The 26,759-nt window shown below is 67.7% G+C and carries 27 protein-coding genes and 2 pseudogenes; 20 read left to right on the top strand and 9 right to left on the bottom strand.

Translation table 11 applies throughout. The features are described 5' to 3' along the window. Window positions 1-17: 17 nt before the first annotated feature. A complete protein-coding gene (locus tag AC5Y31_RS21050) occupies window positions 18-449 on the bottom strand; it encodes a nuclear transport factor 2 family protein (protein WP_499982746.1) in 432 nt (143 codons plus the stop codon). Next, window positions 446-2,653 (bottom strand): molybdopterin-dependent oxidoreductase, encoded by a 2,208-nt coding sequence (locus tag AC5Y31_RS21045; RefSeq protein ID WP_499982744.1) that lies wholly within the window; start codon window positions 2,651-2,653, stop codon window positions 446-448. The genes AC5Y31_RS21050 and AC5Y31_RS21045 overlap by 4 nt, the downstream gene beginning before the upstream one ends. On the opposite strand from AC5Y31_RS21045, the pseudogene AC5Y31_RS21040 reads away from it, so the two are divergent. From AC5Y31_RS21040 to AC5Y31_RS21025, 4 genes and pseudogenes are all read left to right on the top strand, one after another. Continuing rightward, window positions 2,549-2,854: pseudogene (locus AC5Y31_RS21040) on the top strand (TetR family transcriptional regulator); the annotation flags it as partial. The gene AC5Y31_RS21045 and the pseudogene AC5Y31_RS21040 sit on opposite strands and share 105 nt — an antisense overlap. Beyond that, window positions 2,855-3,328 carry a TetR/AcrR family transcriptional regulator gene (locus AC5Y31_RS21035; protein ID WP_234782902.1) on the top strand — a complete coding sequence of 158 codons (474 nt, stop codon included), beginning with the start codon at window positions 2,855-2,857 and terminating at the stop codon, window positions 3,326-3,328. Between the two features lie 71 nt (window positions 3,329-3,399). Further along, complete coding sequence (locus tag AC5Y31_RS21030; protein WP_499982742.1) at window positions 3,400-3,633, top strand: type II toxin-antitoxin system Phd/YefM family antitoxin; 234 nt, start codon at window positions 3,400-3,402, stop codon at window positions 3,631-3,633. After that, window positions 3,630-4,019: a type II toxin-antitoxin system VapC family toxin gene (locus AC5Y31_RS21025; RefSeq protein WP_499982741.1), complete on the top strand. Its 390-nt coding sequence runs from the start codon at window positions 3,630-3,632 to the stop codon at window positions 4,017-4,019. The genes AC5Y31_RS21030 and AC5Y31_RS21025 overlap by 4 nt, the downstream gene beginning before the upstream one ends. 25 nt (window positions 4,020-4,044) lie before the next feature. Here the strand turns inward: AC5Y31_RS21025 and AC5Y31_RS21020 are convergent, their stop codons facing one another. Both AC5Y31_RS21020 and AC5Y31_RS21015 read right to left on the bottom strand, forming a co-directional pair. Next, window positions 4,045-5,058 (bottom strand): CobW family GTP-binding protein, encoded by a 1,014-nt coding sequence (locus AC5Y31_RS21020; RefSeq protein WP_499982769.1) that lies wholly within the window; start codon window positions 5,056-5,058, stop codon window positions 4,045-4,047. Window positions 5,059-5,117: 59 nt separating this feature from the next. Next, complete coding sequence (locus tag AC5Y31_RS21015) at window positions 5,118-6,635, bottom strand: serine hydrolase domain-containing protein (RefSeq protein WP_499982740.1); 1,518 nt, start codon at window positions 6,633-6,635, stop codon at window positions 5,118-5,120. Window positions 6,636-6,771: 136 nt separating this feature from the next. Between AC5Y31_RS21015 and AC5Y31_RS21010 the strand changes: the two genes are divergently transcribed. The 3 genes and pseudogenes from AC5Y31_RS21010 to nicT form a co-directional block, all read left to right on the top strand. Further along, on the top strand, window positions 6,772-7,716 hold the full coding sequence (locus AC5Y31_RS21010; protein ID WP_499982767.1) for an alpha/beta fold hydrolase: 945 nt from the start codon (window positions 6,772-6,774) through the stop codon (window positions 7,714-7,716). 145 nt (window positions 7,717-7,861) lie between these two features. Beyond that, on the top strand, window positions 7,862-8,989 hold the full coding sequence (locus tag AC5Y31_RS21005; protein WP_499982739.1) for a mechanosensitive ion channel family protein: 1,128 nt from the start codon (window positions 7,862-7,864) through the stop codon (window positions 8,987-8,989). Between the two features lie 9 nt (window positions 8,990-8,998). Further along, a pseudogene (nicT, locus tag AC5Y31_RS21000) lies at window positions 8,999-10,009 on the top strand (Nickel transporter NicT); the annotation flags it as partial. A 45-nt stretch (window positions 10,010-10,054) separates the two neighbouring features. On the opposite strand, the gene AC5Y31_RS20995 reads toward nicT, so the two are convergent. Continuing rightward, entirely contained in the window at window positions 10,055-11,032 is a 978-nt protein-coding gene (locus tag AC5Y31_RS20995; protein WP_499982766.1) for a PE-PPE domain-containing protein, read from the bottom strand. Window positions 11,033-11,246: 214 nt separating this feature from the next. Here AC5Y31_RS20995 and AC5Y31_RS20990 point away from each other — a divergent pair, with 214 nt between their 5' ends. Both AC5Y31_RS20990 and AC5Y31_RS20985 read left to right on the top strand, forming a co-directional pair. Continuing rightward, the gene (locus AC5Y31_RS20990) at window positions 11,247-12,227 is read left to right on the top strand and encodes a PE-PPE domain-containing protein (protein ID WP_499982737.1); all 981 of its coding nucleotides are present in this window, start codon (window positions 11,247-11,249) and stop codon (window positions 12,225-12,227) included. Window positions 12,228-12,343: 116 nt separating this feature from the next. Further along, window positions 12,344-13,723, top strand: coding sequence for an acyl-CoA dehydrogenase family protein (locus tag AC5Y31_RS20985; RefSeq protein WP_499982734.1), 1,380 nt, complete (start codon window positions 12,344-12,346; stop codon window positions 13,721-13,723). Here AC5Y31_RS20985 and AC5Y31_RS20980 read toward each other — a convergent pair whose 3' ends face one another. Together AC5Y31_RS20980 and AC5Y31_RS20975 are read right to left on the bottom strand one after the other, a co-directional pair. Next, complete coding sequence (locus AC5Y31_RS20980) at window positions 13,724-14,818, bottom strand: NAD(P)/FAD-dependent oxidoreductase (protein ID WP_499982731.1); 1,095 nt, start codon at window positions 14,816-14,818, stop codon at window positions 13,724-13,726. It lies immediately after the preceding gene. After that, entirely contained in the window at window positions 14,815-16,314 is a 1,500-nt protein-coding gene (locus AC5Y31_RS20975) for a bifunctional phosphatase PAP2/diacylglycerol kinase family protein (protein ID WP_499982729.1), read from the bottom strand. The genes AC5Y31_RS20980 and AC5Y31_RS20975 overlap by 4 nt, the downstream gene beginning before the upstream one ends. A 129-nt stretch (window positions 16,315-16,443) precedes the next feature. On the opposite strand from AC5Y31_RS20975, the gene AC5Y31_RS20970 reads away from it, so the two are divergent. Together AC5Y31_RS20970 and AC5Y31_RS20965 are read left to right on the top strand one after the other, a co-directional pair. After that, window positions 16,444-16,689 carry an AbrB/MazE/SpoVT family DNA-binding domain-containing protein gene (locus AC5Y31_RS20970; RefSeq protein WP_065024839.1) on the top strand — a complete coding sequence of 82 codons (246 nt, stop codon included), beginning with the start codon at window positions 16,444-16,446 and terminating at the stop codon, window positions 16,687-16,689. Continuing rightward, window positions 16,649-17,095: a type II toxin-antitoxin system VapC family toxin gene (locus AC5Y31_RS20965; protein WP_499982727.1), complete on the top strand. Its 447-nt coding sequence runs from the start codon at window positions 16,649-16,651 to the stop codon at window positions 17,093-17,095. Before AC5Y31_RS20970 ends, AC5Y31_RS20965 begins: the two co-directional genes overlap by 41 nt. A 284-nt stretch (window positions 17,096-17,379) precedes the next feature. On the opposite strand, the gene AC5Y31_RS20960 is transcribed toward AC5Y31_RS20965, so the two are convergent. Next, window positions 17,380-18,291: an MBL fold metallo-hydrolase gene (locus AC5Y31_RS20960; protein WP_499982725.1), complete on the bottom strand. Its 912-nt coding sequence runs from the start codon at window positions 18,289-18,291 to the stop codon at window positions 17,380-17,382. Between the two features lie 124 nt (window positions 18,292-18,415). On the opposite strand from AC5Y31_RS20960, the gene AC5Y31_RS20955 reads away from it, so the two are divergent. Both AC5Y31_RS20955 and AC5Y31_RS20950 read left to right on the top strand, forming a co-directional pair. Beyond that, a complete protein-coding gene (locus tag AC5Y31_RS20955) occupies window positions 18,416-19,135 on the top strand; it encodes an NUDIX hydrolase (RefSeq protein ID WP_499982723.1) in 720 nt (239 codons plus the stop codon). Between the two features lie 36 nt (window positions 19,136-19,171). Continuing rightward, window positions 19,172-19,555, top strand: coding sequence for a DUF4267 domain-containing protein (locus AC5Y31_RS20950; protein WP_499982721.1), 384 nt, complete (start codon window positions 19,172-19,174; stop codon window positions 19,553-19,555). Window positions 19,556-19,573: 18 nt separating this feature from the next. Here the strand turns inward: AC5Y31_RS20950 and AC5Y31_RS20945 are convergent, their stop codons facing one another. Continuing rightward, window positions 19,574-20,374 (bottom strand): DUF1906 domain-containing protein, encoded by an 801-nt coding sequence (locus AC5Y31_RS20945; protein WP_065024835.1) that lies wholly within the window; start codon window positions 20,372-20,374, stop codon window positions 19,574-19,576. Window positions 20,375-20,450: 76 nt separating this feature from the next. Here AC5Y31_RS20945 and AC5Y31_RS20940 point away from each other — a divergent pair, with 76 nt between their 5' ends. The 7 genes from AC5Y31_RS20940 (at window position 20,451) to AC5Y31_RS20910 (ending at window position 26,751) form a co-directional block, all read left to right on the top strand. Then, window positions 20,451-21,308 (top strand): carotenoid biosynthesis protein, encoded by an 858-nt coding sequence (locus tag AC5Y31_RS20940; RefSeq protein ID WP_234787409.1) that lies wholly within the window; start codon window positions 20,451-20,453, stop codon window positions 21,306-21,308. Between the two features lie 72 nt (window positions 21,309-21,380). Further along, window positions 21,381-22,328: an acyl-CoA thioesterase gene (locus tag AC5Y31_RS20935; protein WP_499982720.1), complete on the top strand. Its 948-nt coding sequence runs from the start codon at window positions 21,381-21,383 to the stop codon at window positions 22,326-22,328. Then, a complete protein-coding gene (locus tag AC5Y31_RS20930; protein ID WP_499982719.1) occupies window positions 22,325-22,942 on the top strand; it encodes a VOC family protein in 618 nt (205 codons plus the stop codon). Before AC5Y31_RS20935 ends, AC5Y31_RS20930 begins: the two co-directional genes overlap by 4 nt. Then, window positions 22,939-24,348, top strand: a complete 1,410-nt coding sequence (locus tag AC5Y31_RS20925; protein ID WP_499982717.1) for an aldehyde dehydrogenase family protein — start codon at window positions 22,939-22,941, stop codon at window positions 24,346-24,348. The genes AC5Y31_RS20930 and AC5Y31_RS20925 overlap by 4 nt, the downstream gene beginning before the upstream one ends. Window positions 24,349-24,376: 28 nt before the next feature. Then, window positions 24,377-25,195 (top strand): SDR family NAD(P)-dependent oxidoreductase, encoded by an 819-nt coding sequence (locus tag AC5Y31_RS20920; protein WP_499982716.1) that lies wholly within the window; start codon window positions 24,377-24,379, stop codon window positions 25,193-25,195. A gap of 11 nt (window positions 25,196-25,206) precedes the next feature. Then, complete coding sequence (locus tag AC5Y31_RS20915; protein ID WP_499982714.1) at window positions 25,207-26,124, top strand: LLM class F420-dependent oxidoreductase; 918 nt, start codon at window positions 25,207-25,209, stop codon at window positions 26,122-26,124. Window positions 26,125-26,154: 30 nt separating this feature from the next. Further along, a complete protein-coding gene (locus tag AC5Y31_RS20910; protein ID WP_499982712.1) occupies window positions 26,155-26,751 on the top strand; it encodes an HD family phosphohydrolase in 597 nt (198 codons plus the stop codon). The last annotated feature ends 8 nt before the right edge of the window (window positions 26,752-26,759 follow it).

Raw genomic sequence — 26,759 nt, 5'->3', positions numbered from 1 at the left:
GAAAGCCGCCTCCTCAGTTATGGTTTGGCTGTCCAGGCGAGACCAACCTGGCGATGAAGGACCCTGGTGTCGAAGTAGCCACAGTCGCTGGCGAGCTGCCCGTCGCGGAAGGTGCACACGAACGCGACCGGCACATCGATGCGGCTGCCGGGATGAGTAGCCAGGCCAAGGAGGTTGGCGCCCACCGTCCCGGTCATGCGCCCCCACACCACGGCCGTCTCGTCGCCGAATGCCGTCCCATCGAAGTGGCCCCGGTAATCGGGCACCGACTCGAAGAAGGCCGCGTAGAACTTACGCAACTGCGCGCGGCCGGTGACCGGGTGACGAACACCGGAGTCTTGATAGCTGCCGTCGGGTGCGTAGGCGGCCACGATCGCGTCGACGTCGTGTCGGTTCTTCGCCTCGGCGTAGTTGCGCAGTGCGTCGCGCAGCACAGTCTCAGCGGTCACCGGACGGCGCCGATCGCCGGTGCGGGGGTTGCCGTGATCTCAACCGGGATGCCATTCAGCACCGCGGTGCCCGACAGCGGATCGAGTTCTATGCCATCCGCCAAAACGTTGCTGTTGACTCCCGGCCGTTGTGCCGCGACAGCGGCAGCGGTTCCGGGCTCGTCATGTCCCCACCCATGCGGCAGTGAGACCACGCCGGGGCCCACCGCGTCGGTCACCTCCACCGGAACGTCGATCACGCCGGCGCGCGATCTCACCCGGGCATGCTTGCCGAGCTGCAGACGTGCGACGTCGGCGGGGTGAATCTGCAACGTGCACCGGTCTGGTCCTTTGGCCAGCGTGGGCAGGTTGTGCATCCAGGAGTTGTTCGACCGCAGGTGACGCCGCCCGACCAGCACCATGCTGTGTTTGCGGGGCCGCAGCAAGCTGGTGCGCAGCTGGGCAACATCGTCCACCAGCGGGGCCGGAGCGAGCTCGATCTGCCCCGACGGTGTGGTGAGTATCCCGGGCAGTTGCGGGGTCAGTGGCCCGAAATCCATCCCGTCGGGATACTCACGCACCCGGGCGAGGGTCAGCGGGTGGCCGCCGTCGCGGTAGGGCCCGGCACGCAACAGCAAGTCGAGCAGACGTTCGGGACCGCCGGGCTCGGCAGTCGAAGTGCCGCCGGCGTGCCTGTCGCCGTTGACGGTACGGTTCAGCGTTTCGGCGACCATATCGTCGATGGCTTTCAGGTCGGCCGCGGCGCCTTGTCGTGCCAGGATTCCGATCAAGCGCAGTAAGATCTGCCAGTCCGCCTGGTCGCCGGGCTGCGCGGGGAGCACTGGCGGTGAGTAGGTGGCGGTGTTGCGGATCGCGAAGTGGCCGAAGAACAAGTCGTAGTGGGGCTTGGTCAGCGGCGAGAGCGCCGGCAACAGCACGTGCGCGTGCCGTGTCGTTTCATTGCGGTACAGATCCAGGCTGACCATGAGATCGAGCTGCTCGAATGCCGCCGCGAGGCGAGAGCTGTTCGGAGCTGAGCGCGCCGGATTTCCGGCGACGGTGATCAGCGCCTTCACCTGCCCGGCTCCCGGTGTGTCGATCTCCTCGGCAAGGCACGCCAGCGGCAGCTCGCCGAGGGTTTCGGGGGCGCCACGCACGCGGCTGCGCCATCGCCCGATCGCGGCGCCCGTCCGCCCCGCCGTCACCAGTCGCAGATCGGCCGCCGGGCGGGCGAACATGGCACCGCCGGGCCGATCGAGGTTGCCGGTCAGCACATTGAGGACGTCAATCAGCCAGCTCGACACGGTGCCGAATCGCTGAGTGCAGGTGCCGGTGCGGCCGTAGACGGCCGCAGCAGGCGCGGTGGCGAGATCACGCGCGATGCGGCGGATCCCCTCGGCCGGGATTTCGCAGTGCGGCGCAACAGTTTCCGGCGAAAACTCACGCGTGACCTCTTCAACATCCTCGACGCCGCGAACGTGCGGACCCAGTCGGCCAAGATCGATCAGGCCCTCACTGAACAGCACCTGCACCAATGACGCCAGTAGTAGCGCATCGGTGCCCGGCCGGATCGGGTAGTGCTCGTCGGCTCCTTGGGCGGTTCGCGTGCGGTTGGGGTCGACCACGATCAACCGTCCCCCGCGGCGCCGCAGTGCGCCTAGCCGTGCCCGCATACCCGGAGCGGTGAGCAGGCTCCCGTTGGACACCATCGGGTTGGCGCCCAAGATCAACAGATAGGAGCAGCGGTCGATGTCGGGCAGCGGCACGGTGTACATCCCGCCGAACATGAGTTGGCAGGCAACGAATTTCGGCATCGCGTCGACGGTGTTCGCGGTGTATATGTTGCGTGAGCCGAGGGCCCGCATCGCGGCACTGGCGTACAGCGTCGTGGCGAAATCATGTGCCACGGGGTTGCCGAGGTACAAGGCCACGGCATCCGCGCCGTGCCGGTCGATGATCGCGGTGAGTCGTTCATCGATGACCGCGAACGCCTCCTCCCAGGACGTGGGCTCGAGCCGCCCGTCGGCGCCGCGGAGATGCGGTGTGCGTACACGGTCGGGATCGACATGAAGCTCTTTGAGTCCGAAGGCTTTCGGGCACACATGTCCGCGACTCAGAACATGGTCGCGATTGCCGCGAATGGAGACGACCTCACCGACATCCACGCTGCTCTCCAAACCGCAACCGGCCTCACAGAGCGAACAGACATGCCGTCGAACTTCCATACCGTCAGTATAAACATACCGTCGGTATGTACCACAAGTATGTACCGCAAGTACGTTATGCTGACGACCGTGACCGGCCCGCGTACCCAGGCAGAACGCACGCGCGTCACCATCGAGCAGATCGTCTCGGTGGCGCGCCGCGCATTCGCCGACGACGGCTTCGACGCCACCTCCGTCGATGGCATCGTCGAGCGTGCCGGCATGACCAAAGGCGCCCTCTACCACCACTTCGCGGGCAAACGCGCGTTGTTCGCCGCCGTTTATGAAGCCGAGCAGCATGCGATCGGCCAGGCTGTCCTGCGCGCTGCCCGAGGCGGCGACAGCAGCTGGCAGAATTTCCTGGCCGGCTGCCGCGCTTTCTTCGACGCTGTGCTGGATCCGGGCGTGCAGCGCATCACGCTGATCGACGCGCCCGCTGTCCTCGGCTGGGAGATGATGCGCAAGCTCGAGGACGAGCATGTCACGTCGCTGCTGCGGCAGGGTCTTTCTCAAGCGATCGCTGACGGCCACCTCGAACGCCAGCGCGTGGAGCCCCTGGCGCACCTCGTACATGGCGCGATGTGCGAAGCCGCGATGACAGTTGCCCGCTCACCGGACCCCAAACGCGCGAGCAGAGATTCGCTGGCGGCCCTGGAAAGCCTGCTCAACGGTATCGCTGTTCGCCGCAAGCCCTGAGCCAGCGCTGCAACTCACCAGTCGCGCTAGTGACGCTAGCGCGACCAGCGCAATGCGGATACGATCCAACCGTGGATACGATCAGCAGCACGGACGCCAAAAACCAGCTCAACCGGCTTTTGAACGACGTCAAGGCCGGCGCGTCGTTCACCATCACGAGCCACGGTCAGCCCGTCGCGCAGCTCGTACCGATCAGTGCCGTACCGCGCAGGTTCGGCCAGCTGCCAAGCCTTGTCGTACCGAGCGACTTCGACGACGCACTGCCGGCAGCAGAACTAGCGGCCTGGGAAGACGCCGAGGCGTGAACGTCCTGCTCGATACCCATACGTTGCTGTGGCTGGTCAGTAACCCCTCGAATGTCGACGCCGATACGCTCGCAATCCTGGCCGATCCGGGAACCGCTGTCTGGATCACCGCTGCCTCGGCATGGGAAATCTCGACCAAGACTCGGCTAGGCCGCCTCGACGGCGGAGCCTTGTTGTCGACCTGGACGGACGTTATTGCCGCCATGAGCAGCACGGAACTGGCCATCGACTCCGCTGATGCGATCCTCGCCGGGCGACTTCCCTGGGAACACCGCGACCCGTTCGACCGCATCATCGTCGCCCAGGCGCTACGCCGCAATCTGACCATCGCCACCCGCGATACCAAGATCATCGATGCGGCGATCACACCGACCCTCAAGGCGTGAACCGCCGCCAATCAGTAGGCCGCGACTAAATGCTGTAGCGCCTCAGCCGCTGCAGCCGCCGCATCCCGGCGGCGGCCACCTTCTCGCCAGTGGGCCGAAGTGCCTCTTCGAGCCGCGCCTGAACGTCCGCGGTGTCGAGGTGCGTGCCAATCGCGACGAGGTGACTGGCCCCAGCGCCCGCAGGCGCGGTCACCACGTGCACCGACGTGCCGACGACATTAAAGAGGTAGTGGCGCTTGCCGATCGCGACCGTGCCCTTCATCCGGTAGACGCCCGGCGGCGGCTGCTCGAGCAGGTCGATCAGCGGTCCCGGGTCAACGGCGCCACCGCCGACGACGGTCACCGACGTCGCGTGCACGTGGCCGTGGTGCTCGTCGTGAGCGCCGGCGGCCTCGTCGATAAGCAGCTCCCGAAGCGACATCTGGCCGGTCTCGCCGCCGTCGCTGACGTCGTAGAGCAACCGGGGATCCACCCGTCCTGCCACCGCACCCACCACGTGAGCGTCGGGATTCAGTTCGCGCACACGGGCTTCGACCCGGCCAAGGGTATCTTCGCGGGCGTCCTCGGCGATCCGGTCCAGCTTGTTCACCACGACCAGGGAGGCCACGCCGTAGCGCGGCGGCGGGGCGGACCCGGTGTCGACGGTGTCGAAGTGCTCGGCTGCGTCGATGACGTCGACGACACCGCCGTGGCGTATCCGCTCCACCCCGCTGAACCGAATGACTCGCGATACCGCCGCCGGCTCCGCCACCCCGCTGGCCTCGATGATGATCGCGTCGAGGGCGAGCTTCGGGTCGGTAAGCTTCTCCAGCGCCTGGTCAAGCGCGCCGTCATCGGGCAGATGGCAGATGCATCCGCCGGCGATGGACATCGGCTCGTCGACCTGTCCGGTGACCAGTCCGGCGTCGACGTTCAGTTCACCGAAGTCGTTGATAACGACCCCGATTCGCGCTCCCGGAGCCCGCAGCACATGGTTGAGCAGCGTGGTCTTGCCCGCCCCGAGGTACCCCGTCAGCGCGATGACCGGGATAGCGGGCATGTTGCGATCGGCCACCCGGCCATTATCGACAGCGCCCACACGGGGTAGAAGCCGGCCCTTCAGTTGCCGTACAGATGCAGCGCCCGCCCGGTCACGGTGGCCACGTCGCCGCTGAGCCCCGCGATGGGCGGACCGCCACGCTGATGGATCACGTTCGCCAGCACGACCACGTAGGTGTCCGACCCCGGGTCGACCCACAGCGTCACTCCGGTGAACCCGGTGTGCCCGAAGCTACCGATCGGAAAGATCATCCCGCGCGGCCGGGAGTGCGGCGTATCGATGTCCCAGCCGAAACCGCGGAGATCCTGTCCGCTGATCGCCGGATAGTGCGCAGCGAGCAGGGGATCGGCTCTATTGGGCGACGTTGCATTCGCCTGCTGCGCAGCGGCGTTCGCGGCTACCAGCTGCGCTGGGTCATGCCCGGGCTGCTGGGGTGTCGTCATCAATTCCAGGGTCGCTCGCCGCAGTGGAAACGGGCTCGGGCGCCCGGCAAGCCGATCGAGTAGGGCCTGGGCGTACCTGCCGATGTCACTGGCGGTCGAGAACACCCCGGCGCTGCCGGCCACCCCTCCCATGCGGCGTGCCGTCGGGTCGTTCACCGTGCCGCGCAGCAGTTGGTCGTAGTCGGGGTTGATTCCGGGGGTGTCTTCGTCATGCGCTGTCGGCGCGATGCGGGCCAACAGGTCGGTTCTCCAGCCACCTGCCGGGCACTGGCCGTCCGGGGATGCGCTCGCGTCCAATGCGATAGCGGTACCGCGGATCTGATGCGGGCCACACGCTCTGGCGGCAGGCAGGTAACGGGTGTCGGTCATGCCCAGCGGCGCAAAGACGTTGTCCTGCACATAGGTGTCCAACGGTTGGCCGGTCATCGTCTCGACCAATGTGCCCAGGATGATGAAGCCGATGTCCGAGTAGTGGAAGATCTCGCCGGGGCCGAACTCCAGCGGTGCAGTCAGTGCCCGATGAGCACCACCGGCCTTGTCGGGCTCGGTCAGGCCCCACGGACCCTGGTGGCTCAAATCGCCACCGATGCCCGAGGTGTGGGTGAGCAGCATGCGCAACGTCACCTGGGCGCGCCGGGGGTCGCCTGCCTCGTTGAACTCCGGCAGGTAGGTCTGGACGGGTTCGTCGATCTGGACCCGGCCCTGTTCGTACAGTTGCAGGACCGCGACGGCCGTCGCGAGGCACTTCGTCAACGACGCGATGTCGAAGATCGTGTCCTCGGTCATCGGCTCGGCGGGGGCAGGCGAGCCGTCGAGCCACGGTTCGTCCGCGAGCTTGCGCGCGCCGAAGGCCTGGCTGAACACGATCGCGCCGGCGTGCCCGATCCGGACCACCGCTCCGGGCAGCCGGGGAACCGCGATCGCGTCGTTCATCAGCGCAGCGACCGGAGCGATCAGCTCCGCGCGAGGTCGGTAGGGCGCATCCTCACGAGGTATGAGGGGCACTGTGGTGGACGCGGTGCTGGCCGGCGGTGGCGGGTGCTGCGGGTCGCCGCATGACGGAACCAACGCCAGCACGAGCGCGACGCTTCCCACGGCGCAGGCCCGGGTGATGCGCGATCTCGACACCGTCACAGCATCGACGGATCGCCCCCAGTCGTCCAGCCCGCGTCACCGGTTGGGGCGGGCAACGTGGTGATGGCTCCAGACCGCATCATCTCGCTACCCTCGATATGTGCCGGACCTAACGAACCCGCCGCCCGCTCGACGTCTGCGCCGGGAACCGGAAGTGAAACCCAGTGCTTCGAGCGATGCAAGCCCCATCGTTCTCGATGTGGAGGGCTCCGGTGTCCAACCGCCGGTCACCCCTCGGGTGCGTCGGGCGTTCTGGCTACTGGAGCGGATCGCGCCCGCCATCGGGTCGCGGTGGGCGATCGAACTGTGGTGCACCCCGCCGGTCATGGATTCCAGCCTGCGGATGCCCCCCGGCGTCCCGCCCGGCCAGCCGCTGGAAGCGCACTGGGGGGACGGACATCGGATTGTGGGCGAGTCCTGGGGCGAAGGGCCGCCGGTCTATCTGGTGCACGGCTGGGGTGGGCGTCGCCCACACCTGGGGATGTTCATCAAACCCCTGGTCGAATCCGGGCATCGGGTCATCGCGTTCGACCTGCCCAGCCATAACGAGTCCGAGCCGGGCGTACTCGCGCCGGGTCGCACCACCGCCATCGAGTGCGCCGAAGCGGTGGCAGCCATGATCCGCACACACGGGCCGGCCCGCGCGGTGGTCGCCCACTCCCTGGGGGCCAATGCGACCGCGTTCGCGGCGTCGTGGGGCGCCACGGTCGGACGGTTGGTGTTCCTCGCGCCGATGGGCGAGTTCCCGATCTACCTGGATCTGTTCGCCGCGCGCCACAACTTCGGCCGACGGATACGCGCCGGCCTGCATCGACGCCTTGAACGCCGGATCGCCATGCCGCTCGAGGACACCAACATGGTCCGGATTGCCGAACGAACCGACTATCCGCCGCTGCTGCTCATCCACGACCCCGATGACCCCGACACTCCGTATGCGACGAGCGAAAAGGTCGTCGCCGCATGGCCGGGCGCACGCTTGATGACGACGGCAGGGCTCGGCCGGCTGGCGCATTTCCGAATCTTGCGGCACCGCCCCGCGATTCGCGCGGGCGTCGAATTCATCGGTCCCGCAACGGTTTAAAAAAGCCGCTACGAGGGTACTGCCCTGCGGGCATTTTCTCAGCGGCGCCGGAGAACCCGACCGCTCACGCAGCATCGGCGGAGCGGCGGCGATCTCCCCTACACTCGCGGGCGATCCGAATCCGACCGAAAGAGGTGATATGGCTATGCCAGAAGAACTCGATCGAGGGTCCGCAATCCACCTTGCCGTCACCACGGCATGGCTGGCGGGCGCGGTAGCCGGCGCCTGGCTGCTGGGTTGGGCGCTGTATTGGCTGCTGCAACGCGTCAGCCGGCGTAGCGGACTGGTCAACGACTTCGCGGCTTTGACCCGAATGCCGGTCCGGGTGATCCTGATGGTGATTGCCGCGCGCATCGCGGTCGGTGCAACCGTCCCAGCCTCGACGCCCGGCCGGGGCGGAGTCGATCAACTGTTCCACATCTTGATGATCGCCGCCGTGACGTGGTTGTTTGCCGCGTTGACACTGCTGGCAGAGCGACGCGCCATCGCCCGCTTCGCGGGCGGCCAGTTGCAGGTAAGCGATGCTGACCGGCTCCAGCGGCGGGTCAAAACGCAGATCACCACGCTGCGGCGGCTCGCGATCGCCGTCGTCGTCGTCCTCGGCACGGCCGCGGCGCTGATGACCTTTCCGTCCTTCACCCAGATCGGCACCACGATGTTCGCCTCGGCCGGGATACTTTCGGTGGTCGCTGGCCTGGCCGCGCAAACCTCACTGGGCTCGGTGTTCGCCGGCATGCAGATCTCGTTTTCCGACGCCGTCCGGGTCGGCGACGTCGTCGTGCTCGAAGGCGAGTGGGGACGCATCGAAGAGATCACGCTGACATATGTCGTAGTCCAAATCTGGGATCAGCGACGAATGATCCTTCCGACCACCTACTTTACGAAGACTCCCTTCGAGAACTGGACCCGGCGAACGACCGAGTTGCTCGGCACCGTGCAGCTCGACGTCGACTTCGCTGCACCGGTTGATGCGATGCGCGCCGAGCTGGACCGCCTGCTCTCAGCGAGCGACTTGTGGGACGGTCGATCCAGCGGGCTGGTCGTCACCGACGCCGTCGACGGCTACCTTCGGGTGCGGATCACGGTGAGCGCAGCCGATTCCGGTGCGTTGTTCGACCTCAGATGCGTTGTTCGTGAGGGCATGGTCGACTGGTTGCAGCGCACGCACCCCGCGGCTTTGCCGCGCTGGCGCGTGGAGCAACCATCTGCCAGCGTCCTGGCCGGCGATTCCGATCGCGTCAGCGACACGAAAACCCCTGCCTACGCGCATTAGCCGGCCATCGTGCCGATCTTCGATCACCGCGACCGTATCGACATCGCCGTGCTGGCGGGCGTGATCGCGGCCATGCACCTGGTCGGATTCGGCACCCTGGCCCTGATCGCACCACGCGGCTACTACGCGGGCACCGAGGCGTTCGGCATCGGGCTGGGCGTGACCGCCTACCTGCTCGGCCTGCGGCACGGATTCGATGCCGACCACATCGCGGCCATCGACAACACCACCCGCAAACTGATCAGTGACGGGCAGAAGCCCAAGTCCGTCGGTTTCTGGTTCGCGATGGGCCACTCCAGCCTGGTGCTGTTGATGGCCGTCTTGGTTATTGCGGGCGCTCGCGTGGCGGGGACGCTGGCCGACGACACCTCACCGACCCAGCGCGTGCTGGGCATCGCCGGCATCACGGCTTCGGGGCTGTTTCTCTACCTGATCGCGATCATGAACATCGTCGCGATGGTGGGCATATTCCGCGCGTTCACCCGATTGCGACGCGGCTCGTATTCCGAGGACGACCTCGAGGCGGTGTTGGGCGACCGGGGCTTGCTGGCTCGGCTGCTGCGCCCGATCATGCACCGGATCAGGCGTCCATGGCAGATGTTCCCGGTCGGCCTGTTGTTCGGGATCGGCTTCGACACCGCCACCGAGGTCGCGATCCTGGTGCTGGCCGGCAGCGGCGCGGCGGCCGGTCTGCCGTGGTATGCGGTCCTGGTGCTGCCCTTGCTGTTCGCGGCCGGGATGGCGCTGACCGACACCGCCGACGGGCTGCTGATGACCGCCGCCTACGACTGGGCCTTCATGCAGCCCGCCCGCAAGCTCTATTACAACTTCACCGTCACCGGCCTGTCCGTCGCGGTGGCACTGCTGATCGGCACGATCGAGCTGGTGACCGTCCTGCACGACGACCTGCATTGGGAGGGTCCGGTGAGCACCTGGATCAGCGAAATCAGCCTCAATAACGCCGGGCTGGCGATCGTCGCGCTGTTCGCCGTTACCTGGCTGGGCGCGATCGGCTACTGGAAGGCGGGGAAGCTGGTAACGCGGTGGGCGACGAGTTCCCCGCCGCTACGCCTCCGGCGGGAACCAGAAGTCCAGGGTGTCTTCGACGCCGCTCCAGTCGATGCCCATCCAGTCGCCGAAGAAGTCCTTGATGTCGCCGAAGGCGCTGTAGAAGAACGCCACAACTGAGTAGAACAGGCCTTCCCACCAGCCGCTGTCGACCAGCCCATGGCTCCAGGCGTTGATCCAGGCGCCGAACTGGTCGAAGTCGCCGGAGATGTCGATGTCGGTGATCGCGCCGTCGGTGGTGGCCAACTGGTTGGCGACCTGATCTGGCGTGAGCCCCAGATACATCATGTGCTCGTAGAACAAACCCAACTCGGAGGTGGACGCGGGGTCGGTGACCGGGTCCCCGGGGATCGTGTAATCGGTTACCGCGAACCAGTTGTTCGGGGTCTGGACACCCGACAGCAGAGCAGTGTCGAAGAAGTCGGAGGAGGAACCCCCGCCCAAACCCTCCGACGCGGTGTCGGCGCCGACCGGATTGCCGATGAACACGAAATGCAGCAACTGCCGGTCGACGCCGTCGTGGGCCAGCTGGGCCATCGCGATGGAGCCGGCCGTGGCGCCTTGCGACCAGCCGAACACCCACAGCGGGTTGTCGGCATCGTAGGCGTCGGGGTTGGCGTTGAGTTCGGCGTGCACCGCCCGCACGATCTCGGCCGCCCCGACGAAACTGCTGTGGCCCTGCTGGACCAGCGCCGGGGTGGACAGGATCCGCAGCGGCGCATCACAGTCGCCGACACCGACCACGCACGCGGCCGGATCGTCGCCGACGTCGAAACCCAGCGGGTGGAGGAACAGGTCGGCCGCGGTCTGGGCGAAGGTCGGCGACGGAGTGGACAAGATCGTCGGGCCGACGAAGAACGCGGTGTCAGCGAGCAGGTTGACGGCGGCGTAGGTGGCGTGGACCGGCGCGGCGGCAAGCACACCGCCTGCCACGGTGCCGGCAATCGCGATCGGCGCAAAGACCTTGGTGAGCATCACGGGCACGTCCCTTCACCGCAGAAGCTAAAGATTGCCTGAGGGCGATCATGGCAGGGCCGCTTGGCCGAAGTCAACGACGCCCAGGGTCATGGATCGCGGCTGGCCAGGCATAGTCCGCGCGTCCATTGACTCTCGTCGCGCGAGAATGCCATTATCAGCGCGTCTCCTGTCCCGTCGGCCGAGCTCTTACATAAGTTCAAGGTGTGTCGCAATGAACGTAACCAAAGTTTTCGCTCCGGTCGCCGTCGCGGGCGTCATCGCCGCCGGCGTCGCTGGAACTCCGGTCATCCAGACGACGCTCGCCGAAGTGGCCCTGTTGGCGGACACCGCGATCTTCGTCGGCGGGACGATGTTGCCGACGCCCTCGGCGGCGTTCGCCCAAACCGCGGCCGACCTGTTCCTCAACCCGCTGGGCTTCGACGCCGGCGACGATCCGACGGTCTGCGTGATCGGTGCCGGCATCTGCGATTCCCCGCTGCAGGTGCTGACCACCCCGCAGCTGATCCTGCAGGGGCACAGCAGTTTCGTCGGGGCGGCCGAGATCGTGCGGGCGGTGCAGGCCCAACTCGACGCCAACCCAGGCGGCTTCGATGCCGACAATCCGCTGTGGGTGTTCGGCTACTCGCAGGGCGCCACGGCCGCCTCGATCGCGATGGCGCAGCTGGCCCACGACGGTGTCGACCCGCGGTTGCTGCACTTCGTGTTCATCGGCGATCCCTCCGATGCGAACGGCACCTGGCCGCACAACACCAGCGACACGCTCTGGGACCGGCTCTTCGACATGCCGATACTCAACGGCAACCAGACCCCCAACGAAGCCTTCCCGGCGACCATCTACACCTTCCCGGGTGATCCCGTCGCCGACGCCAGTTCCAACTCGATACTCGGCCTCTTCTACGAGCACGTCATGTACCTGGGGCTCACCCCCGAACAGGTAGCCGACCACACCACAACCACCGACGGCATGCTCACCAACATCGACATCTCCGGTGACATCGACCAGTTCAGCGCCTGGCTCAACGCGTTCGGTAGTGGGTTGCTCGACAGCGCCGGGATAGACGCCCTGTTCAATTCGATTGTGGCCTTCGTTTACAACGCCTTCGGCAACATCGAGGGCTTCTTCACCGAATGGATGGGCATCGACTGGGGCGGGGTCGAGGCGACGCTCGACTACTGGTTCCCGGAGGCCTAGGCGATCCGGGCCGAGCTCTCGCCTGCAAGGCGTTTGACCCGGCGGAGAACCGGCAATCCCAGGTGTTCGGGCCGGCGACCCCGACGCCGGCCGCGATCACGGCAGGGGACCGGTCCATGGGCTTCGACCTCACGCCGACGGCGGCGCAGCACGACCTTGCCCGCCGCACCCACCAATTCGCCGAATCGGTCATCCGGCCGGTCGCACTCGATTACGACCAGCGCCAGGAATTCCCGTGGCCGGTACTCGAGGAGGCCGCCGCGCAGGGTTTTTACAGCCCGCTGTTCTACCGCGACCTGATCGGCGACTCGACGGGCTTGTCGTTGCCGATGTTCATGGAAGAGTTGTTCTGGGGCTGTGCCGGAATCGGTTTGGCGATCGTGATGCCCGCACTCGCGCTCTCGGCGATCGGACAGGCCGCCACCGGCGAACAGATGCTGCAGTGGGCGCCGGAATGCTTCGGCACGCCAGGCGATCTCAAACTCGCGGCCCTGGCGATCTCCGAGCCCGAAGGCGGCAGCGACGTCCGTAACCTTCGCACTACCGCCCGCCGCGACGGTGACGATTGGATCATCGACGGCCACAAGATGTGGATCGGCAACGGCGGCATCGCCAACGTGCACGTGGTCAACGCCGTCGTCGACCCGGAGCTGGGCCACCGCGGCCAGGCGCTGTTCATTGTGCCCGGCGGCACCCCCGGACTAGAGATGGTGCGCAAACTCGACAAGCTGGGCTGCCGAGCGTCCCACACCGCCGAACTGCGCTTCGACGGTGTCCGCATCCCGGCGGAGAACCTGCTCGGCGGCCAGGACAAACTCGACCACAAACTGGCCAAAGCCCGCGAAATACTCTCCGGCGCACCGCCATCCGGATCGGCCACCCTGGGCACCTTCGAGCAGACCCGGCCGATGGTCGCCGCTCAGGCGATCGGCATCGCCCGCGCCGCACTGGAATACGCGACCGACTACGCCACTCGACGCGAGGCCTTCGGCGGCCCCATTATCGACAACCAGGGCATCGCGTTCCCGCTGGCCGAGTTGGCCACTGCGATCGATGCGGCGCGGCTGCTGACCTGGCGGGCGTCCTGGATGGCGGCCAACGGGATCAGCTTCGGCCGCGGCGAGGGATCGATGGCTAAGCTGGCCGCCAGCGAAACGGCCGTGCGCGTCACCGAGCGCGCCATCCAGACACTGGGCGGCTGGGGCTACATCACCGAGCATCCGGTGGAGAAGTGGTACCGAGATGCCAAGCTGTACACCATCTTCGAAGGCACCAGTGAGATTCAGCGGATGGTGATCGCCCAAGCGCTCGGTGCCGCGGTCGGCACTCCGCCGCTGCACGTCGAGATCGAGCCATCCGGTGGACCGTTGAACCGGATGTTCGGGCGCGGCGCACCACTGCGCACCCGCGCCGCCGCCGGCGCACTGGCGATGCAGGACCGCATCCCCGCACCGGTGCTGCGGGCCGCCATGAAGCTGTTGCGGCCTCCAAGGTAATCACGAACCCGCGCCCAGCCGGCACTCGGGTCGCAAATCCACCTCGGGCTGCTCACCCAGTGCCAGTCGCGCCACCGCCCGCCCGATCGCTGGGGCCTGCTTGAACAGATTGTGGCCGGCGACGAATACCAAGCCGTCGCGCTGCCAGGCCGCGAAACCGTCGTCGCTCCAGGGCACCCGGGTGACCCAGCAGTGGCGGTACCCCACCGGAGCCGGATCCAGTCCCGGCAGTGCGCGGCGCACGTAGGCCACCGCCCGATCGGCCAAGGCGGTCAGCTCCGCGGGGTCGGGGAAGCCGCCGTCGGGATCCACACCGACGCTCTCACTGAGCCCGACGGCGTAGTGGCGGTTGCCGGGCAGCGCGGCGGCATAGGTGCCGGTCTCGCCGAATGCGCCACTGCTGTCCTGCAGACAGGCCAGAGACTCGGCGGACTCAGTGACGCCGAAGGTCAGCCGGACGTGCGCGGACAACCGCACCGGCAGCGCCAACCCGACGCCGCGCGCCAGCCCGGCGGTGCCACGTCCGGCGCACACCACCACCGCGGAATGCTCGGTGCGGGCGCCACCGGTCAGCACCTCGGCCGTGCCGCTGCGGGTCGGGCGCACCGCCAGCACCTCGTCGGCGACCAGCCGCTCACCCAGCCACCCGGTGAGTGCGCCGATCGCCGCCCGGGTGCGGATCGACCCGCCGGCCTCATCGAGCATCGCCGGCCCGTCGTAGTCGGCCAGCGGTGGCAGCAGGGCGCGCAACTCCGCGCCGTCGATGCGGCGGACCGGCACCCCGCCCGCCTCGTCAAGGGTCGCCAGCCGCTTGCTCACCGCGGGGCCGATCGCGACCGCGCCGTCGGACGAGACCAGTTCGGTGCCGGCGCATTCGGCCCACTCCGCCCAGATCGCTCGACTGGCCCGCGCCAGTGCGACCAGCCGCGCGTCGTCGTGGGCGTGCCGAAAGATCCGGGATTCGCCACCGGACTGGCCGTCGCCCGGCACGCCGCGTTCATACACGCGCACCGTGGCACCCAGCTCGGCCAGGGCGTACGCGGTGCTCAGGCCGACGATCCCGCCGCCGACCACGCCGACGTCGACGGTCGTCACCGCCGCCCCGGCGCCGTCGGTCGAAAGACCTGCAACGCGCGATAGCGCACGGTGAATTCGGCCTCCGCGCAAGGGCTGTCGACCTCTCCGTCGCGGGCGAGGGGCACCGGGCCGTCGGGTGCGGTGAACCGGAACTGCGGAACCTGCAGCTCGTGGTAGAGCCGACTGCGCTGCAGCCGTCCGGTCAGCAGGGCGACCAGCATTCGCAGCGTGGACCACGGCCGCCCGGTTTCCAGGATCCGCACGTCCAGCAACCCGTCGTCCATCCGGTTCCGGACGGCCGGAGCGAAGCCGACCGGCAGATAGGCGGAGTTGCCGAGGAAGAACAGCGACGTCTGCAGCGTCTTGTCGTCGTAGGTGATGCGGACCGGTTGTTCGCGCCGCAGCGTCATCAGCATCGCGTAGGCGCTGGCCACCGGCTTGCCCACCTTGTGCTGCAGTCGTTCACGACGGCGCACGAAGGCCGGGTAGGCGCCGACGCTGGCGGTGTTGACCACGGTCGTCTCGTCGTTGAACTGGACCACGTCCACCCGCGACAAGCTGCCCTCGGCGATGGCCCGGACGGTTTTCGCGGTGGTATCGCAGCCGATGTCCTTGGCGAAGTGGTTCAAAGTACCGCCGGGAAACACCGCCAGTGGCAGATCGCGCTCCACCGCGACGCCGGCGGCGGCGGCCACCGACCCGTCGCCGCCGGCGATCGCCAGCACCTCGGCGGAATCGGCCGCCAGGCGTAACGCTTCGGCCACGTCGTCGTCGGGACCGAGTTCGACGACGGAGACGGCCGGTAGTGCTGTGCGCACCTCCTCGGCGACCTCGCCGGCGCGCCCGCCGCCGGAGCGGGGGTTGACCACCAGGGTCACGCCGGCGCCGTCGGGGCGCGGCGGGCAGGCGACCCGCAGGGTATCGACGTGTTGCGGGGGCAGTGACGGGATCGGCGGCACCAGTTTCGCCCCGGCCACCGCCATGGATGCACCGATGCCCAGTCCGGCGAGCACATCGCCGGGGTAGTGGGCACCGGTGGCGATCCGGGACAAGCCCACCAGGCCGGCCAGCCCGGCGATCGGAAGACCCAGCAGTGGGCTCTCCAACCCCACCCCGGTGGCGAACGCCGCGGCACTGGCGGAGTGCCCCGACGGCAACGAGTTCGACAGCGGCAGCCGGCGCGCGCGGCGCAGCAAGGGGACCTGCAGGATGTCCGGGCGTGCCCGGGGCCGTATCCGCTTGACCACCTGGTTGGTAACCAGGCTGGTGAGAGCCAGGCTGACCACCCCGCGGGCGGCGGCGCGCTGGGCGGACGAGCGGCCGGTCGCGGCCATCACCGCCGCGAGGGCCAGCCACAGTTTGGAGTGGTCGGCGGCGCGGGTCAGCGGCGGCATGGTGGTGTCGAGCAGTCGGCTGGGCGAGTGTGCGATCGCCCTGAACACCTCGGCATCGAGCTCGCCGAGGCCTTGGGTGATCTGGCGAAGCCCGGAACGTCGGCGCCGCAAGGGCGTCATTCTGACCACAGCAGTGATTCCTCCGTCCGCCGGCCCACTGCAGGTGCCGTGCCGTAGCCCTATACCCGCTTACCGGCCGGGAAACGCATCGCCGCGACCATTTTGCCAATCCACTGGTAATTTGGTGCCATGAACGTGACAGTGGACCGCCTGGGCCGGCTGGTCATTCCCAAAGCGCTGCGGGTGGCGCTCGGCATCACCCCCGACACGGAGCTCGAACTGATTCCGGACGGATCTGGTCTGCGGATTGAGCCCGTCCAGCGGCGTCCCCGCCCGATCGAAACGCGTGACGGTCTTCCAGTGCTCGGCCCGGTGGAGGGTGCGGTACTGACCGATGACGATGTGCGCCGACTTCGCGATGACATCCAGCGATGACCTGTGGGCCTGCGACACCAGTGTTGCCGTCGCCGCGCTTGATTCGACCCACGAAGCCCACAAGGTCTGCCGCCGAGCCCTCGTTCAACGTCGCGCCGCGCTCGCAGGCCACGCGAGATTCGAGACGTATTCGGTCCTTACTCGTCTCCCTCTCCCGCTACGCCTGAACGCAACTCAAGCGGCCTCGGTACTGGCGCAGGCATTCCCGGCCAAGTGCTGGCTCGACGCAGCTGCCACCAGCGAGCTCTTTGAGCGGCTCGCCGACCTCGAGATCGTCGGCGGATCCGTGTACGACGCGCTCGTCGGTCAGGCGGCATCGACCAACCAGCGCGTGCTGCTTACTCGTGACCGTCGGGCAGAGCGCACCTATCGCGTACTCGATGTGCCATACCGGTTCGTCGACTGAGAAGCTCCGGCGAGCGACATCCGCGATTCGACAGCGGGCTGAGCGCGTTCACCGGCGACGACCTTTGTTGACGTCCACCAAGCCGTACGGCTAGCTTGGTGACGATCCGGCAGGCCGTCACCTGCGCGAACTGCGCAGATCGGCCGTCGACCAGGAACTCATCACAGATTGGAACCGAGCTATGGCGTCAGCGACCCTGGGAGTCTCGGTGTGCATCGCGTGCGTCGTGCTGCTCACCCTTGCATTCTTCTTGTCGATCGGCGCCTGATCGAGCCGTCCACCGCTCAGTAATCCCAGACGGCTGGTACGCAGCGGAAGGCGTTGCCGGCGACGGCCACCCGGCACACCGATGGGAACGGCAGGTGGGTGGCCACCAGCGACTCGCGGGTCGACGCCAGCTCCTGCAGAAGACGAACCCGGACCCGAGCCGCTTCCTCGGGGTCGTGTTCGAACCCGTTGTGCCATCCGGGATTCTCGAACCCGACCTGGAAGATGGCGTCCCCGGCAAACGTGAGGCGGTCGCCTCCCGAGGCCAGGCGGACCACGCTGTGCCCGGGTGTGTGGCCGCCGGTGCGGCAGACCAGCACTCCCGGCGCGACCTCGTACTCCGTCTCGAACGGACGCAGCCGGTCGCGGTATTCGTCCAAGAACCGCGTGGCGATCGACCGGAGCGCAACGGGCACCGGCGCCGGCATCTGGGTACCGGAGAAGTCCGGCGCCTCCCAGAACTCCGCCTCGGCGGCGGCTAGATGAATCCGCAGATCCGGGCGCAGGCGCGCCTTCAGCCCGTCGGTGAGCAATCCACCCACGTGGTCCATGTGCAGGTGGGTCAGCACCACATCGGTCACCGCCGAGGGATCGATGCCGGCGGCCTCTAGCCGCTGGACGGTCTGCCCCGCCCGCGGGAAGTCCGGAAACTCCACGCCCAGACCGGCGTCGACGAGGATGGTTCGGTCGCCGGTGCGCACCACGACCACGTTGAGCGGCCAGTTGATCACCTCCGGCGGCAGGAACATGTCGTCCAGCCAGCGCGTCAGGTCCGCGGCGTCGACGTTGGTGGCCATCGTCGCCGCGGTGATGGGCAGTACCCCGTCACTGATGACCAGCACCTCGATCTCGCCGACCTGTACGGCGTAGCGCGACGGCACCAACTCCGGGGTGCGCGTCCCGGGGCGTAAGGCGTTGTCCAGGCTCATGGTCATCTCCTCGATCGATGCGGCCCTGATCGGTGCCGCGGTGAGCTGTTGCGATCCGGGTCGAGAATCGCCTGCCCAGGTGATCGGGCGCGCCCTGGAAAGTGCGTAGTCCTATGGTCAAGCGGTGACAATCAGCTACGACCAGGCGCTGCAGGAGCAGATCCGGACCCATCTGGGTGGGCACCACCGCCGAACCGTGACCGACCCGACCAAGCGGCACGCGGCCGTCGCGGTGGTGATCGTGGACTCCGACATCGGCGAGGACCGGGTTGATCCCGCGCCGGTGGACGACTGGATCGCCGGTCGGCCTCTGCCGGAGGCCGGCCTCGACGGCCGCATGATCGATGTCTCCGGCGGTGCGGCTTTCTTCCTGTGCCGCAGGGCGTCTCGCCTCAATTCGCACGCCGCTCAGTGGGCGCTGCCCGGTGGCCGGCTCGATCCTGACGAGACCGCGGTCGATGCCGCGCTGCGCGAGCTGGACGAGGAGCTCGGCATCAGTTTGCCCGACTCGGCCGTGCTGGGCCTGCTCGACGACTACCCGACACGGTCGGGATACGTCATCACGCCGGTGGTGATCTGGGGCGGTGGACGCCTGGAGCCTCGGCCCGCGCCCGACGAGGTGGTGGCGGCCTACCGAGTGGGACTGCACCAACTGCAGCGCGACGATTCGCCGCGGTTCATCGACATTCCGGAGAGCTCACGCCCGGTCGTGCAGATTCCGTTGGGCAATGACCTGATCCACGCGCCGACCGGGGCCGTGCTGCTGCAGTTGCGGTGGCTGTGCCTGGAGGGCCGATCCGACCGGGTCGACGAGTTGGAACAGCCGGTGTTCGCCTGGAAGTAGGTCCGGGCGCCGGCGACCGGACCTAGGCTGCGGTGCATGATCAAAGACCGCGCTGCGCTTGCTGCCGGCGCCATACGGCTGGCCTCGGGTCTGTCCTTCCTCGCCGACCCGCTTCGGGCGAACCGGTGGTGGGGGGAGCCGGATGACCCGGGCCCGTCCGCGCGACTGTTGCTTCGTTCCATGGGTTACCGCGACGCCCTGATCGGAGGGCTGCTGCTGACAGCGGCGTTGCGGGGCCGAAACACCCGGGGTTGGTTTTTGGCATCCGGTGGCGCCGATGCGGCCGACCTGCTGGGCGGGATGAGCGTGCATGGCGATCTCAAGCGCGGACAGCAGATCATCGGCCTCGGTGGAGCGGTTGTCGGCATCGGGGTGGGGCTGTGGGGCGCCACCCGTCGCGATCGCAGCGCCGCGTCGTAGCTCTGTGCGGCCACTACCTCACGGATGCAGGTTCCACTGTCCGCAGTCCTGGGCCAACACGTCGTTGACGTCGACCTCGATCCCGCCGACGATCGGGCCAGGCGTCGACGCGGTGCTCACGATGCGCTGGAAAAGAACCGCGCCGGGAAATATCTGCCCGCGAGACCAGGATCGGGTCTGCCAGGCCCAGCGGTGTCCGGGGGTGCGCGAGTTGCCGATCACCCCGTCGGCGGCGGCCCACTGGCAGACGTTGACGCCGCCGTAGACGCCGGTGCGCTGCACCCCGATCACCGAATTGATACCGCGAAACCACTGTAGCGCAACGTTGTTCCAGGTATCGCGATTGATGTCGTCGTCGACGCTGAAGAAGATCGGCGCGCTGCGCCCGCCGCCGGCCGCGGTGTGCAGATTCCAGGCGGTCTGCGCGTCGGCGACGCCGCCGGCGTAGCCGCGGGTGAAGTCCGACGGCGCCGTCCCACCGGGCTTGCCGTACTGGTAGTTGCTGACGATCACCAGTCCCGCGGCGGTCAAGGACTCGGCGTAGGGGCGGGTGATGGGTTTGGCGCCGAAGTTCGATCCAGGACGTGACGTCGACACGTAGTTGATCACCCCGGCATGGCCGGCGGCGCGGATGTCCTGCGCGGGAATCTGGCGCATCGCGTAGTCGATCAGCGTGGGCGCGGCGGCCGAGGCGGTCGGCGTGCCGGAGACCGCGGATGCCGCGCCTACCCCGGCGAGCGCCGCAGCGGAGGCGTACCGCAGTGCGTCGCGCCGGGAGACCGGGCGCGACGCGCGACGGGTCACCGGGTAGTTCTGCATCGCCCGATGTTAACAATGTGGCTGCTGTTACCGGTGTTGCCCACGCCGAGGCATCCTCCGCAGATACCATGCGCCCGTGTCGATACGTACTCGATGGCAGGTGCTGGCCGGCTGGTCTCTGGTCGCGATCTGGTTGGCGGCGACCATAACAGCGGCATTGAACATCGGATCACCGAGACAGGCTGTGGCCGAAGCCGTTTACGGTGCCGCGCTGGCAGCGTTCGTGGTGCTGCATACCCTGATGCTCTACCGGCCCGCCGGAGCACTTGGCTACCTCGCGCTTGCCGCGGTCGTGGCGTTCGGCTTCGAGGCCTGCAGTGTGGCGACCGGTTTCCCGTTCGGCTCCTACGTTCATCACTTCGAAGGCCCCCGCGCGCTCGGGGTGCCCTTCACGGTGGTGTTCGGCTGGGTGGTGCTGGCCTGGGTGGCGTGGGTCCTGGCCCGGGTGATCGTCGGCGACAACCGCGACCGCCGGGTGTTCGTGCTCGTGACGCCCGTCGTGGCCACCCTCATCCTCGGCGGATATGACCTGGTGATCGATCCGATCGCGGCCTACGCTCGCGGCTTGTACTCCTACGGGTCGCCCAGCGGTGCCCTCGGCGTCCCGCTGAGCAACTATTTCGGGTGGTTGTTCACCGGATGGGTGCTGTTCCAGGTGTTTTCGTTGGTGGAAGGACGCTGGCGCCGTGACCCCCGCTTCTCCACGCGATCGACGCTGTTGATGCCGGCCGTCATCTGGTTCGGACTCGCATTGCAGGTCAACCTCGAGATGCTCCGCGTGGGTGATGGGACCGCGACGCTGCAGGGCGGCAGGGTCGTTCCGCTGTCCGACATCTATGCGACCTGTTCCGCGACGGCGTGGTTCACGATGGGCCTGGTCGTGGCGATCAGCGTCGCGCGGCTGTTTCCGGCGACAACGGCGAACCGCCCTTGACATAAGTCAAGCGGTTGACTTAACTCAGGTGACGCCGCCGGTTCCCGGGTCGGCGATCCGTCGAGGAGGCCCATGTCGTCGCCGCCTGAGGCCACCGCCCAAGCCGAATTCAGCGGTCCCCTCCGCGGGTCGGGTAGCCCGCTGGAACTGGGCACCCTGCGCGCCCTCGACGAGCTGCAACAGGTGCTCACGCTGGAGGCGCTCGACGACGGCCGATTCCGCGCGCTCAGCGAGGCCGCCCGGTTCGGCCGGATCTTCGGCGGACAACTCGTCGCGCAGGCGATGTGCGCGGCCGCGGCCACCGTCACCGACCTGAGCCCGCATTCGATTCACGCGTCGTTCCTGCGGCCCGGTGACTCGAGCGCACCGCTGGACATCATCGTCGAGCGCACCCGCGACGGACGCTCGATGTCGGTGCGCCACGTCGTTGTCGAGCAAGACGGCCAGGCCCTGGTGACGGCGACGGTGTCCTTCGACAATCCGGAGGGCGCCGATGTCCTCACCGCGGTGGAGCCCACGGCCACACCGGAATCGCTGCCGTTGCTGCAACATTGGGCGCAGCGTGCCCCCGCAGGGCTGGCCGCCCCAGGAAGTACCTGGATCGACACGCCGCCTCCGCTGGAGATGCGCATCGGCGAAGCGCCGATCTTCCTCGGCGGCGCACAGGCACCCGGGCAGCGCGTCCACTGGATGCGCCTGCCGCGCAAGGTCACCGGCGGCCACCAGGAGCATGCGGCGTTGCTGGGCTACGCCAGCGACTATCTGCTGGTGGATATGGCCTTGCGCTCGCACCCGCACTCGGTCAGCTACGCCACCCACCGGGGGCTGACCCTCGACCACACCCTTTGGCTGCACCGTCCGGTGCAATTCGACCAGTGGCATTCCTACACCCAGCAGACGGTCGCCGTCGGCGGGCATCGCGCCCTGGTGCACGGCACCATCGTCGACGCCGCGGGCCGGCACGTGGCCAGCACCGCTCAAGAAGTCCTGGTCCGGCCGATCACCAGGCGCGCGACGTGACCGCCGCCGCTCATCCGCTGTTCGAAGAGCGTTGGCCCGAAGGAGAATTCCGGTTGTTCCAACTGGGCTTCGTGGTGCCCGACCTGATGCGTGCCGCGGCCCGCTGGGTGCAGGTCTTTGGCGTCGGCCCGTTTCACATCATGCCGCGCGTGCATAGCACCTGCCGCTACCGTGGCGCCGACGCCAGCATCGACGTCCACATCGGCGTCGTACAGGCCGGGCCCGTACAGATCGAGCTGATCCAGGACTTCACCCGGGGCAATTCGGTATTCGCCGAGATGGCGAAGCTACACGGCGACAACCCGTTCGGCTTCCACCAGGTCTCCAGCCTGACCCGCGACTACGACGCGAAGCTCGCCCACTACCTCGACCAGGGCTACGAACTGAGCTGTGAGCTGACCAATGTCGGGCAGCGCGTGGCCTTCATCAATACATTCGCCGATTTCGGATTCTTCACCGAGATCGTCGAAGACAAGCCGAGTTTCCGAACCCACGTCGCCAAGATCGCTCGCACCTGCGAAACCTGGGACGGCACCGACCCAATCCGAATCCTCACCCGCGACGGCTACCGCGTTCCCGACGAACGGGGCACACGAAAGGACGAAAAGCAGTGACTGGCACCATTATCCCGGTCTTCAACCCGTCAACCGAGGAGCAGATCGCCGAGGTCCCTGATTCCGACCAGGCCGCCGTCGACGCGGCGGTGGCCCGGGCACGGGAAAGCTTCGAATCGGGGGTGTGGCGCAAGCTGCCCGCCGCGCGCCGCGCCGAGATCATGTTCCGCGCCGCCGAAATCATCAAAGAGCGCACCGCCGAACTCGCCGAGATCGAGTCCCGCGACAACGGGATGACCGCGATGGGGGCCAGCCAGATCATCAAGGTCTCCCAGGAGATGCTGACCTACTACGCCGGTTGGGTCGGCAAGATTCACGGCGAGTCGGCCAACCTGGTCTCTGACGGCTTGCTCGGCCACTTCGAGGAGTACCACACCTTCACCCAGCTCGAGCCGGTCGGTGTGGTCGGTCTGATCATCCCGTGGAACGGGCCGTTCTTCGTCGCGATGCTCAAGGTGGCGCCGGCGTTGGCGGCGGGCTGCAGCTGTGTGCTCAAGCCCGCCGAGGAGACCCCGCTGACCGCGTTGAAGCTCGAAGAGATCTTCCGCGAGGCCGGCCTGCCCGACGGCGTGCTGAACGTGGTGACCGGATACGGCGAGACCACCGGTGCGGCACTGACCGCACACCCGGACGTCGACAAGATCTCGTTCACCGGGTCCACCGAGGTGGGGCGGCTGATCGTCAAGGCGGCGGCCGGCAACCTCAAGCGCCTCACCCTGGAACTCGGCGGCAAGTCGCCGCTGATCATGTTCGACGATGCCAATCTCGACAAGGCCATCATGATGGCCGGCATGGGGCTGCTGGCCGGCTCGGGCCAAAACTGTTCCTGCACTTCGCGGATCTACGTCCAGCGCGGAATCTACGACCAGGTCGTCGACGGCCTGGCCAACTTCGCTCAGATGCTGCCGATGGGCGGCAGCGACGACCCCAACTCGGTGCTGGGCCCGCTGATCAGTGAGAAGCAGCGCCAACGCGTGGCAGGCATCGTCAACGACGGGGTGGCCGCCGGCGCGCAGGTGATCACCGGCGGCAAGCCGATGGATCGGCGCGGCTACTTCTACGAGGCGACGATCATCACCAACACCACGCCCGACATGCGGCTGATCCGCGAGGAGATCTTCGGCCCGGTGGGATCGGTGATCCCCTTCGACGAGGAGGACGAGGCGATCGCCGCCGCCAACGACACCGAGTACGGGCTGGCCGGCGCGATTTGGACCGAGAACCTCAGCCGCGCCCACCGCGTCGCGAATCAGCTTCGCGGCGGGCAGATCTGGGTGAACTCCGCGCTGGCCGCCGACCCTTCCATGCCGATCTGCGGACACAAGCAATCCGGTTGGGGCGGGGAGCGCGGCCGCAAGGGGCTGGAGGCCTACTTCAACACCAAGTCGGTCTACATCAGCCTGTGACCGCCTCGACACTGCCCGGAGGTGGCTGGTGGTACTGCGCAAAGATGCCTCGGCCCTTGACGGTCGGGTAGCCGTCGTCACCGGAGGCGGTGCCGGGATCGGGCGCGGCATCGCCGAGTCCTTCGCCGAATTCGGGGCGAGGGTGGTGATCTGGGAGCGTGACCCGCAGGCCGCCGAGAGCACGGCCGCCGCGGTCGGGGGCCTGGCTTGTGTGATCGATGTCCGCGATGCCGACCAGGTCGATGCGGCGCTGGCCAGAACCGTCGCCGAGATGGGGCTGCCCACGGTTCTGGTCAACAACGCCGGCGGGGTGTTCGCCTCGCCGTTGCTGGAAACCGCGCCGAAGGGGTGGGACACCCTGATCCGCTCCAATCTGACCCAGGTCCTGCTCTGCACACAGCGCGTCGCGCAGGCCCTGGTGCAACACGGCGCGCCGGGCAGCATCATCAACATCGCCAGCATCGAGGGCACCCGCGCCGCACCCGGTTACGCGGCTTACGCGGCGGCGAAAGCGGGCGTCGTCAACTTCACCAAGACGGCGGCGCTGGAGCTGGCGCCGCACGGCATCCGAGTCAACTGCCTGGCCCCAGACCTCACGCTCACCGAAGGTATCGAGCGGGTCGGCTCGCCCGAGATGCTGGCCCACGCCGGCTACATGATCCCGATGGGACGGACCGGCCACGTTGATGAGATGGCCGGGGCAGCAGTGTTTCTCGCCGGTGAGCTGAGTTCGTATGTGACCGGCCAGACGCTGCACGTCGACGGCGGAACACACGCCGCCGGCGGCTGGTACCACCACCCCGACACCGGCGAATACCTCCTCGGGCCGCCGAAGCCCCAAAGCTGAAAGGAACCGATATGCGGTTCGCCTTCACCTACCCGATCATCACTCATCCGTGCGACCCGGAACTGGTATCTCCGCACGGGGTGACCGCGGTGGCGCAGGCCGCTGAAGCCGCCGGTTTCGACGCCATGGGCTTCACCGACCACCCGGCGCCGACACAGCGCTGGCTCGACGCCGGCGGCCACGACAGCCTGGACCCGTTCGTGGCCATGGGATTCGCGGCGGCACACACCCGAACGCTGCGATTCATCCCGAACGTCGTCGTGCTTCCCTACCGCAACCCGTTCGTGGTGGCCAAATCCGGGGCCACGCTGGATCTGTTGTCCGGCGGCAGGTTCACCCTGGCCGTCGGTGTCGGATACCTCAAGGGCGAATTCGCGGCGTTAGGTGTGGATTTCGATGAGCGCACCGCACTGGTCGAAGAGAGCCTGGACGTCATCCGAGCCATCTGGACCGGGGACGACGTGTCATTTGAGGGCAGGCACTTCTCTGCCCGAGGAATCACCGCACACCCGCGGCCGACCAGTTGCCCGCCGATCTGGATCGGCGGCAACACCGGCAAGGCCCGGCAACGGGCCGCCACCCGCGGTGACGGATGGGCGCCGTTCGCGGCGCCGGCGGCCCTGGCCGGCACCGCCCGGACTGCCGCCATGGATTCCCTCGACGCCCTGGCCGCGGGGATCGAGGATTTGCGGCGGCGCTGCGATCAGGCGAACCGGGATTGGTCGGCGATCGACATCTGCTTTTCCAATCTGGTCGGGGGCCGCCTCGGCTACGACGACTTCGACGCGAGCGCCTATCTGGACGGTCTGGGGCGCCTCGCCGATGTGGGGGTCACCTGGGTACAGGTCGCCGTTCCCGGCGACAGCCTCACCCGCGCAATCGAGGCGATCGAGCAATTCGGCGAAACGGTGATCAAGAAGGCCCGGTAAGAAATGTTCCAACGGCATTAGTGTGGGAGCGTGACTGTGCCGCAGATCATCCGCAATGTGCCGCTGGCCGAGGAGATCCTCGAGTCACACCGCCACCGGGCCCACGGTGACGACATCGGTTGGGACGCCTACAAAGCCCACGTCTACCGGATCTTCAATTTCGCCCGCGCGCTGACACCGGAGAGTCCCGACCGCGACGAGAAGCTCGCGATCGCCGCGGCATTTCACGACCTGGCCGCATTCGACACGATCGACTACCTGGTGCCCTCAATCGAGGCACAAGACGCCTGGCTGCAGAAGACCGGCCGCCAGGCGTGGTCGAACGAGTTGGCGCTCATCATCGCCCAGCATCATCGGCTGGCCGGATACGGTTCCTCCCGCCCGTACGCGCCGCTGGTCGAGGCGATTCGCCGGGCCGACCTCGTCGACGTGAGCCAGGGCCTGATCAGGTTCGGCCTGCCGCGCTCCTACGTCAGCGAGGTGCGCGGCACCTTCGACGCCGGCGTCTTCTTCAAGCGGGTGATCCCCTCGGGCGTGGTGCGGGCGGCCCGCCGATTGCAGCAGCCCGGGTTCTTGCGTCCCGGCAACGCCCTGGTGCGCTCGGGCCACGCCGGACAAGATCGCTGACGACGGTT

This window comes from Mycobacterium sp. NGS18, from assembly GCF_059813185.1.
This window is presented reverse-complemented; position numbering and strand designations above follow the sequence as displayed.

Coding starts and splice junctions, on each gene's coding strand:
- AC5Y31_RS21005 (WP_499982739.1), top strand. CDS start 7,862: ATGCCAGAAGAACTCGATCGAGGGTCCGCAATCCACCTTGCCGTCACC.
- AC5Y31_RS21020 (WP_499982769.1), bottom strand. CDS start 5,058: ATGCCCGCTATCCCGGTCATCGCGCTGACGGGGTACCTCGGGGCGGGC.
- AC5Y31_RS20970 (WP_065024839.1), top strand. CDS start 16,444: ATGAACGTGACAGTGGACCGCCTGGGCCGGCTGGTCATTCCCAAAGCG.
- AC5Y31_RS20960 (WP_499982725.1), bottom strand. CDS start 18,291: ATGAGCCTGGACAACGCCTTACGCCCCGGGACGCGCACCCCGGAGTTG.
- AC5Y31_RS20975 (WP_499982729.1), bottom strand. CDS start 16,314: ATGACGCCCTTGCGGCGCCGACGTTCCGGGCTTCGCCAGATCACCCAA.
- AC5Y31_RS20915 (WP_499982714.1), top strand. CDS start 25,207: ATGCGGTTCGCCTTCACCTACCCGATCATCACTCATCCGTGCGACCCG.
- AC5Y31_RS21045 (WP_499982744.1), bottom strand. CDS start 2,653: ATGGAAGTTCGACGGCATGTCTGTTCGCTCTGTGAGGCCGGTTGCGGT.
- AC5Y31_RS21035 (WP_234782902.1), top strand. CDS start 2,855: ATGACCAAAGGCGCCCTCTACCACCACTTCGCGGGCAAACGCGCGTTG.
- AC5Y31_RS20935 (WP_499982720.1), top strand. CDS start 21,381: ATGTCGTCGCCGCCTGAGGCCACCGCCCAAGCCGAATTCAGCGGTCCC.
- AC5Y31_RS20965 (WP_499982727.1), top strand. CDS start 16,649: ATGACGATGTGCGCCGACTTCGCGATGACATCCAGCGATGACCTGTGG.
- AC5Y31_RS20950 (WP_499982721.1), top strand. CDS start 19,172: ATGATCAAAGACCGCGCTGCGCTTGCTGCCGGCGCCATACGGCTGGCC.
- AC5Y31_RS20945 (WP_065024835.1), bottom strand. CDS start 20,374: ATGCAGAACTACCCGGTGACCCGTCGCGCGTCGCGCCCGGTCTCCCGG.
- AC5Y31_RS20990 (WP_499982737.1), top strand. CDS start 11,247: ATGAACGTAACCAAAGTTTTCGCTCCGGTCGCCGTCGCGGGCGTCATC.
- AC5Y31_RS20985 (WP_499982734.1), top strand. CDS start 12,344: ATGGGCTTCGACCTCACGCCGACGGCGGCGCAGCACGACCTTGCCCGC.
- AC5Y31_RS20995 (WP_499982766.1), bottom strand. CDS start 11,032: ATGCTCACCAAGGTCTTTGCGCCGATCGCGATTGCCGGCACCGTGGCA.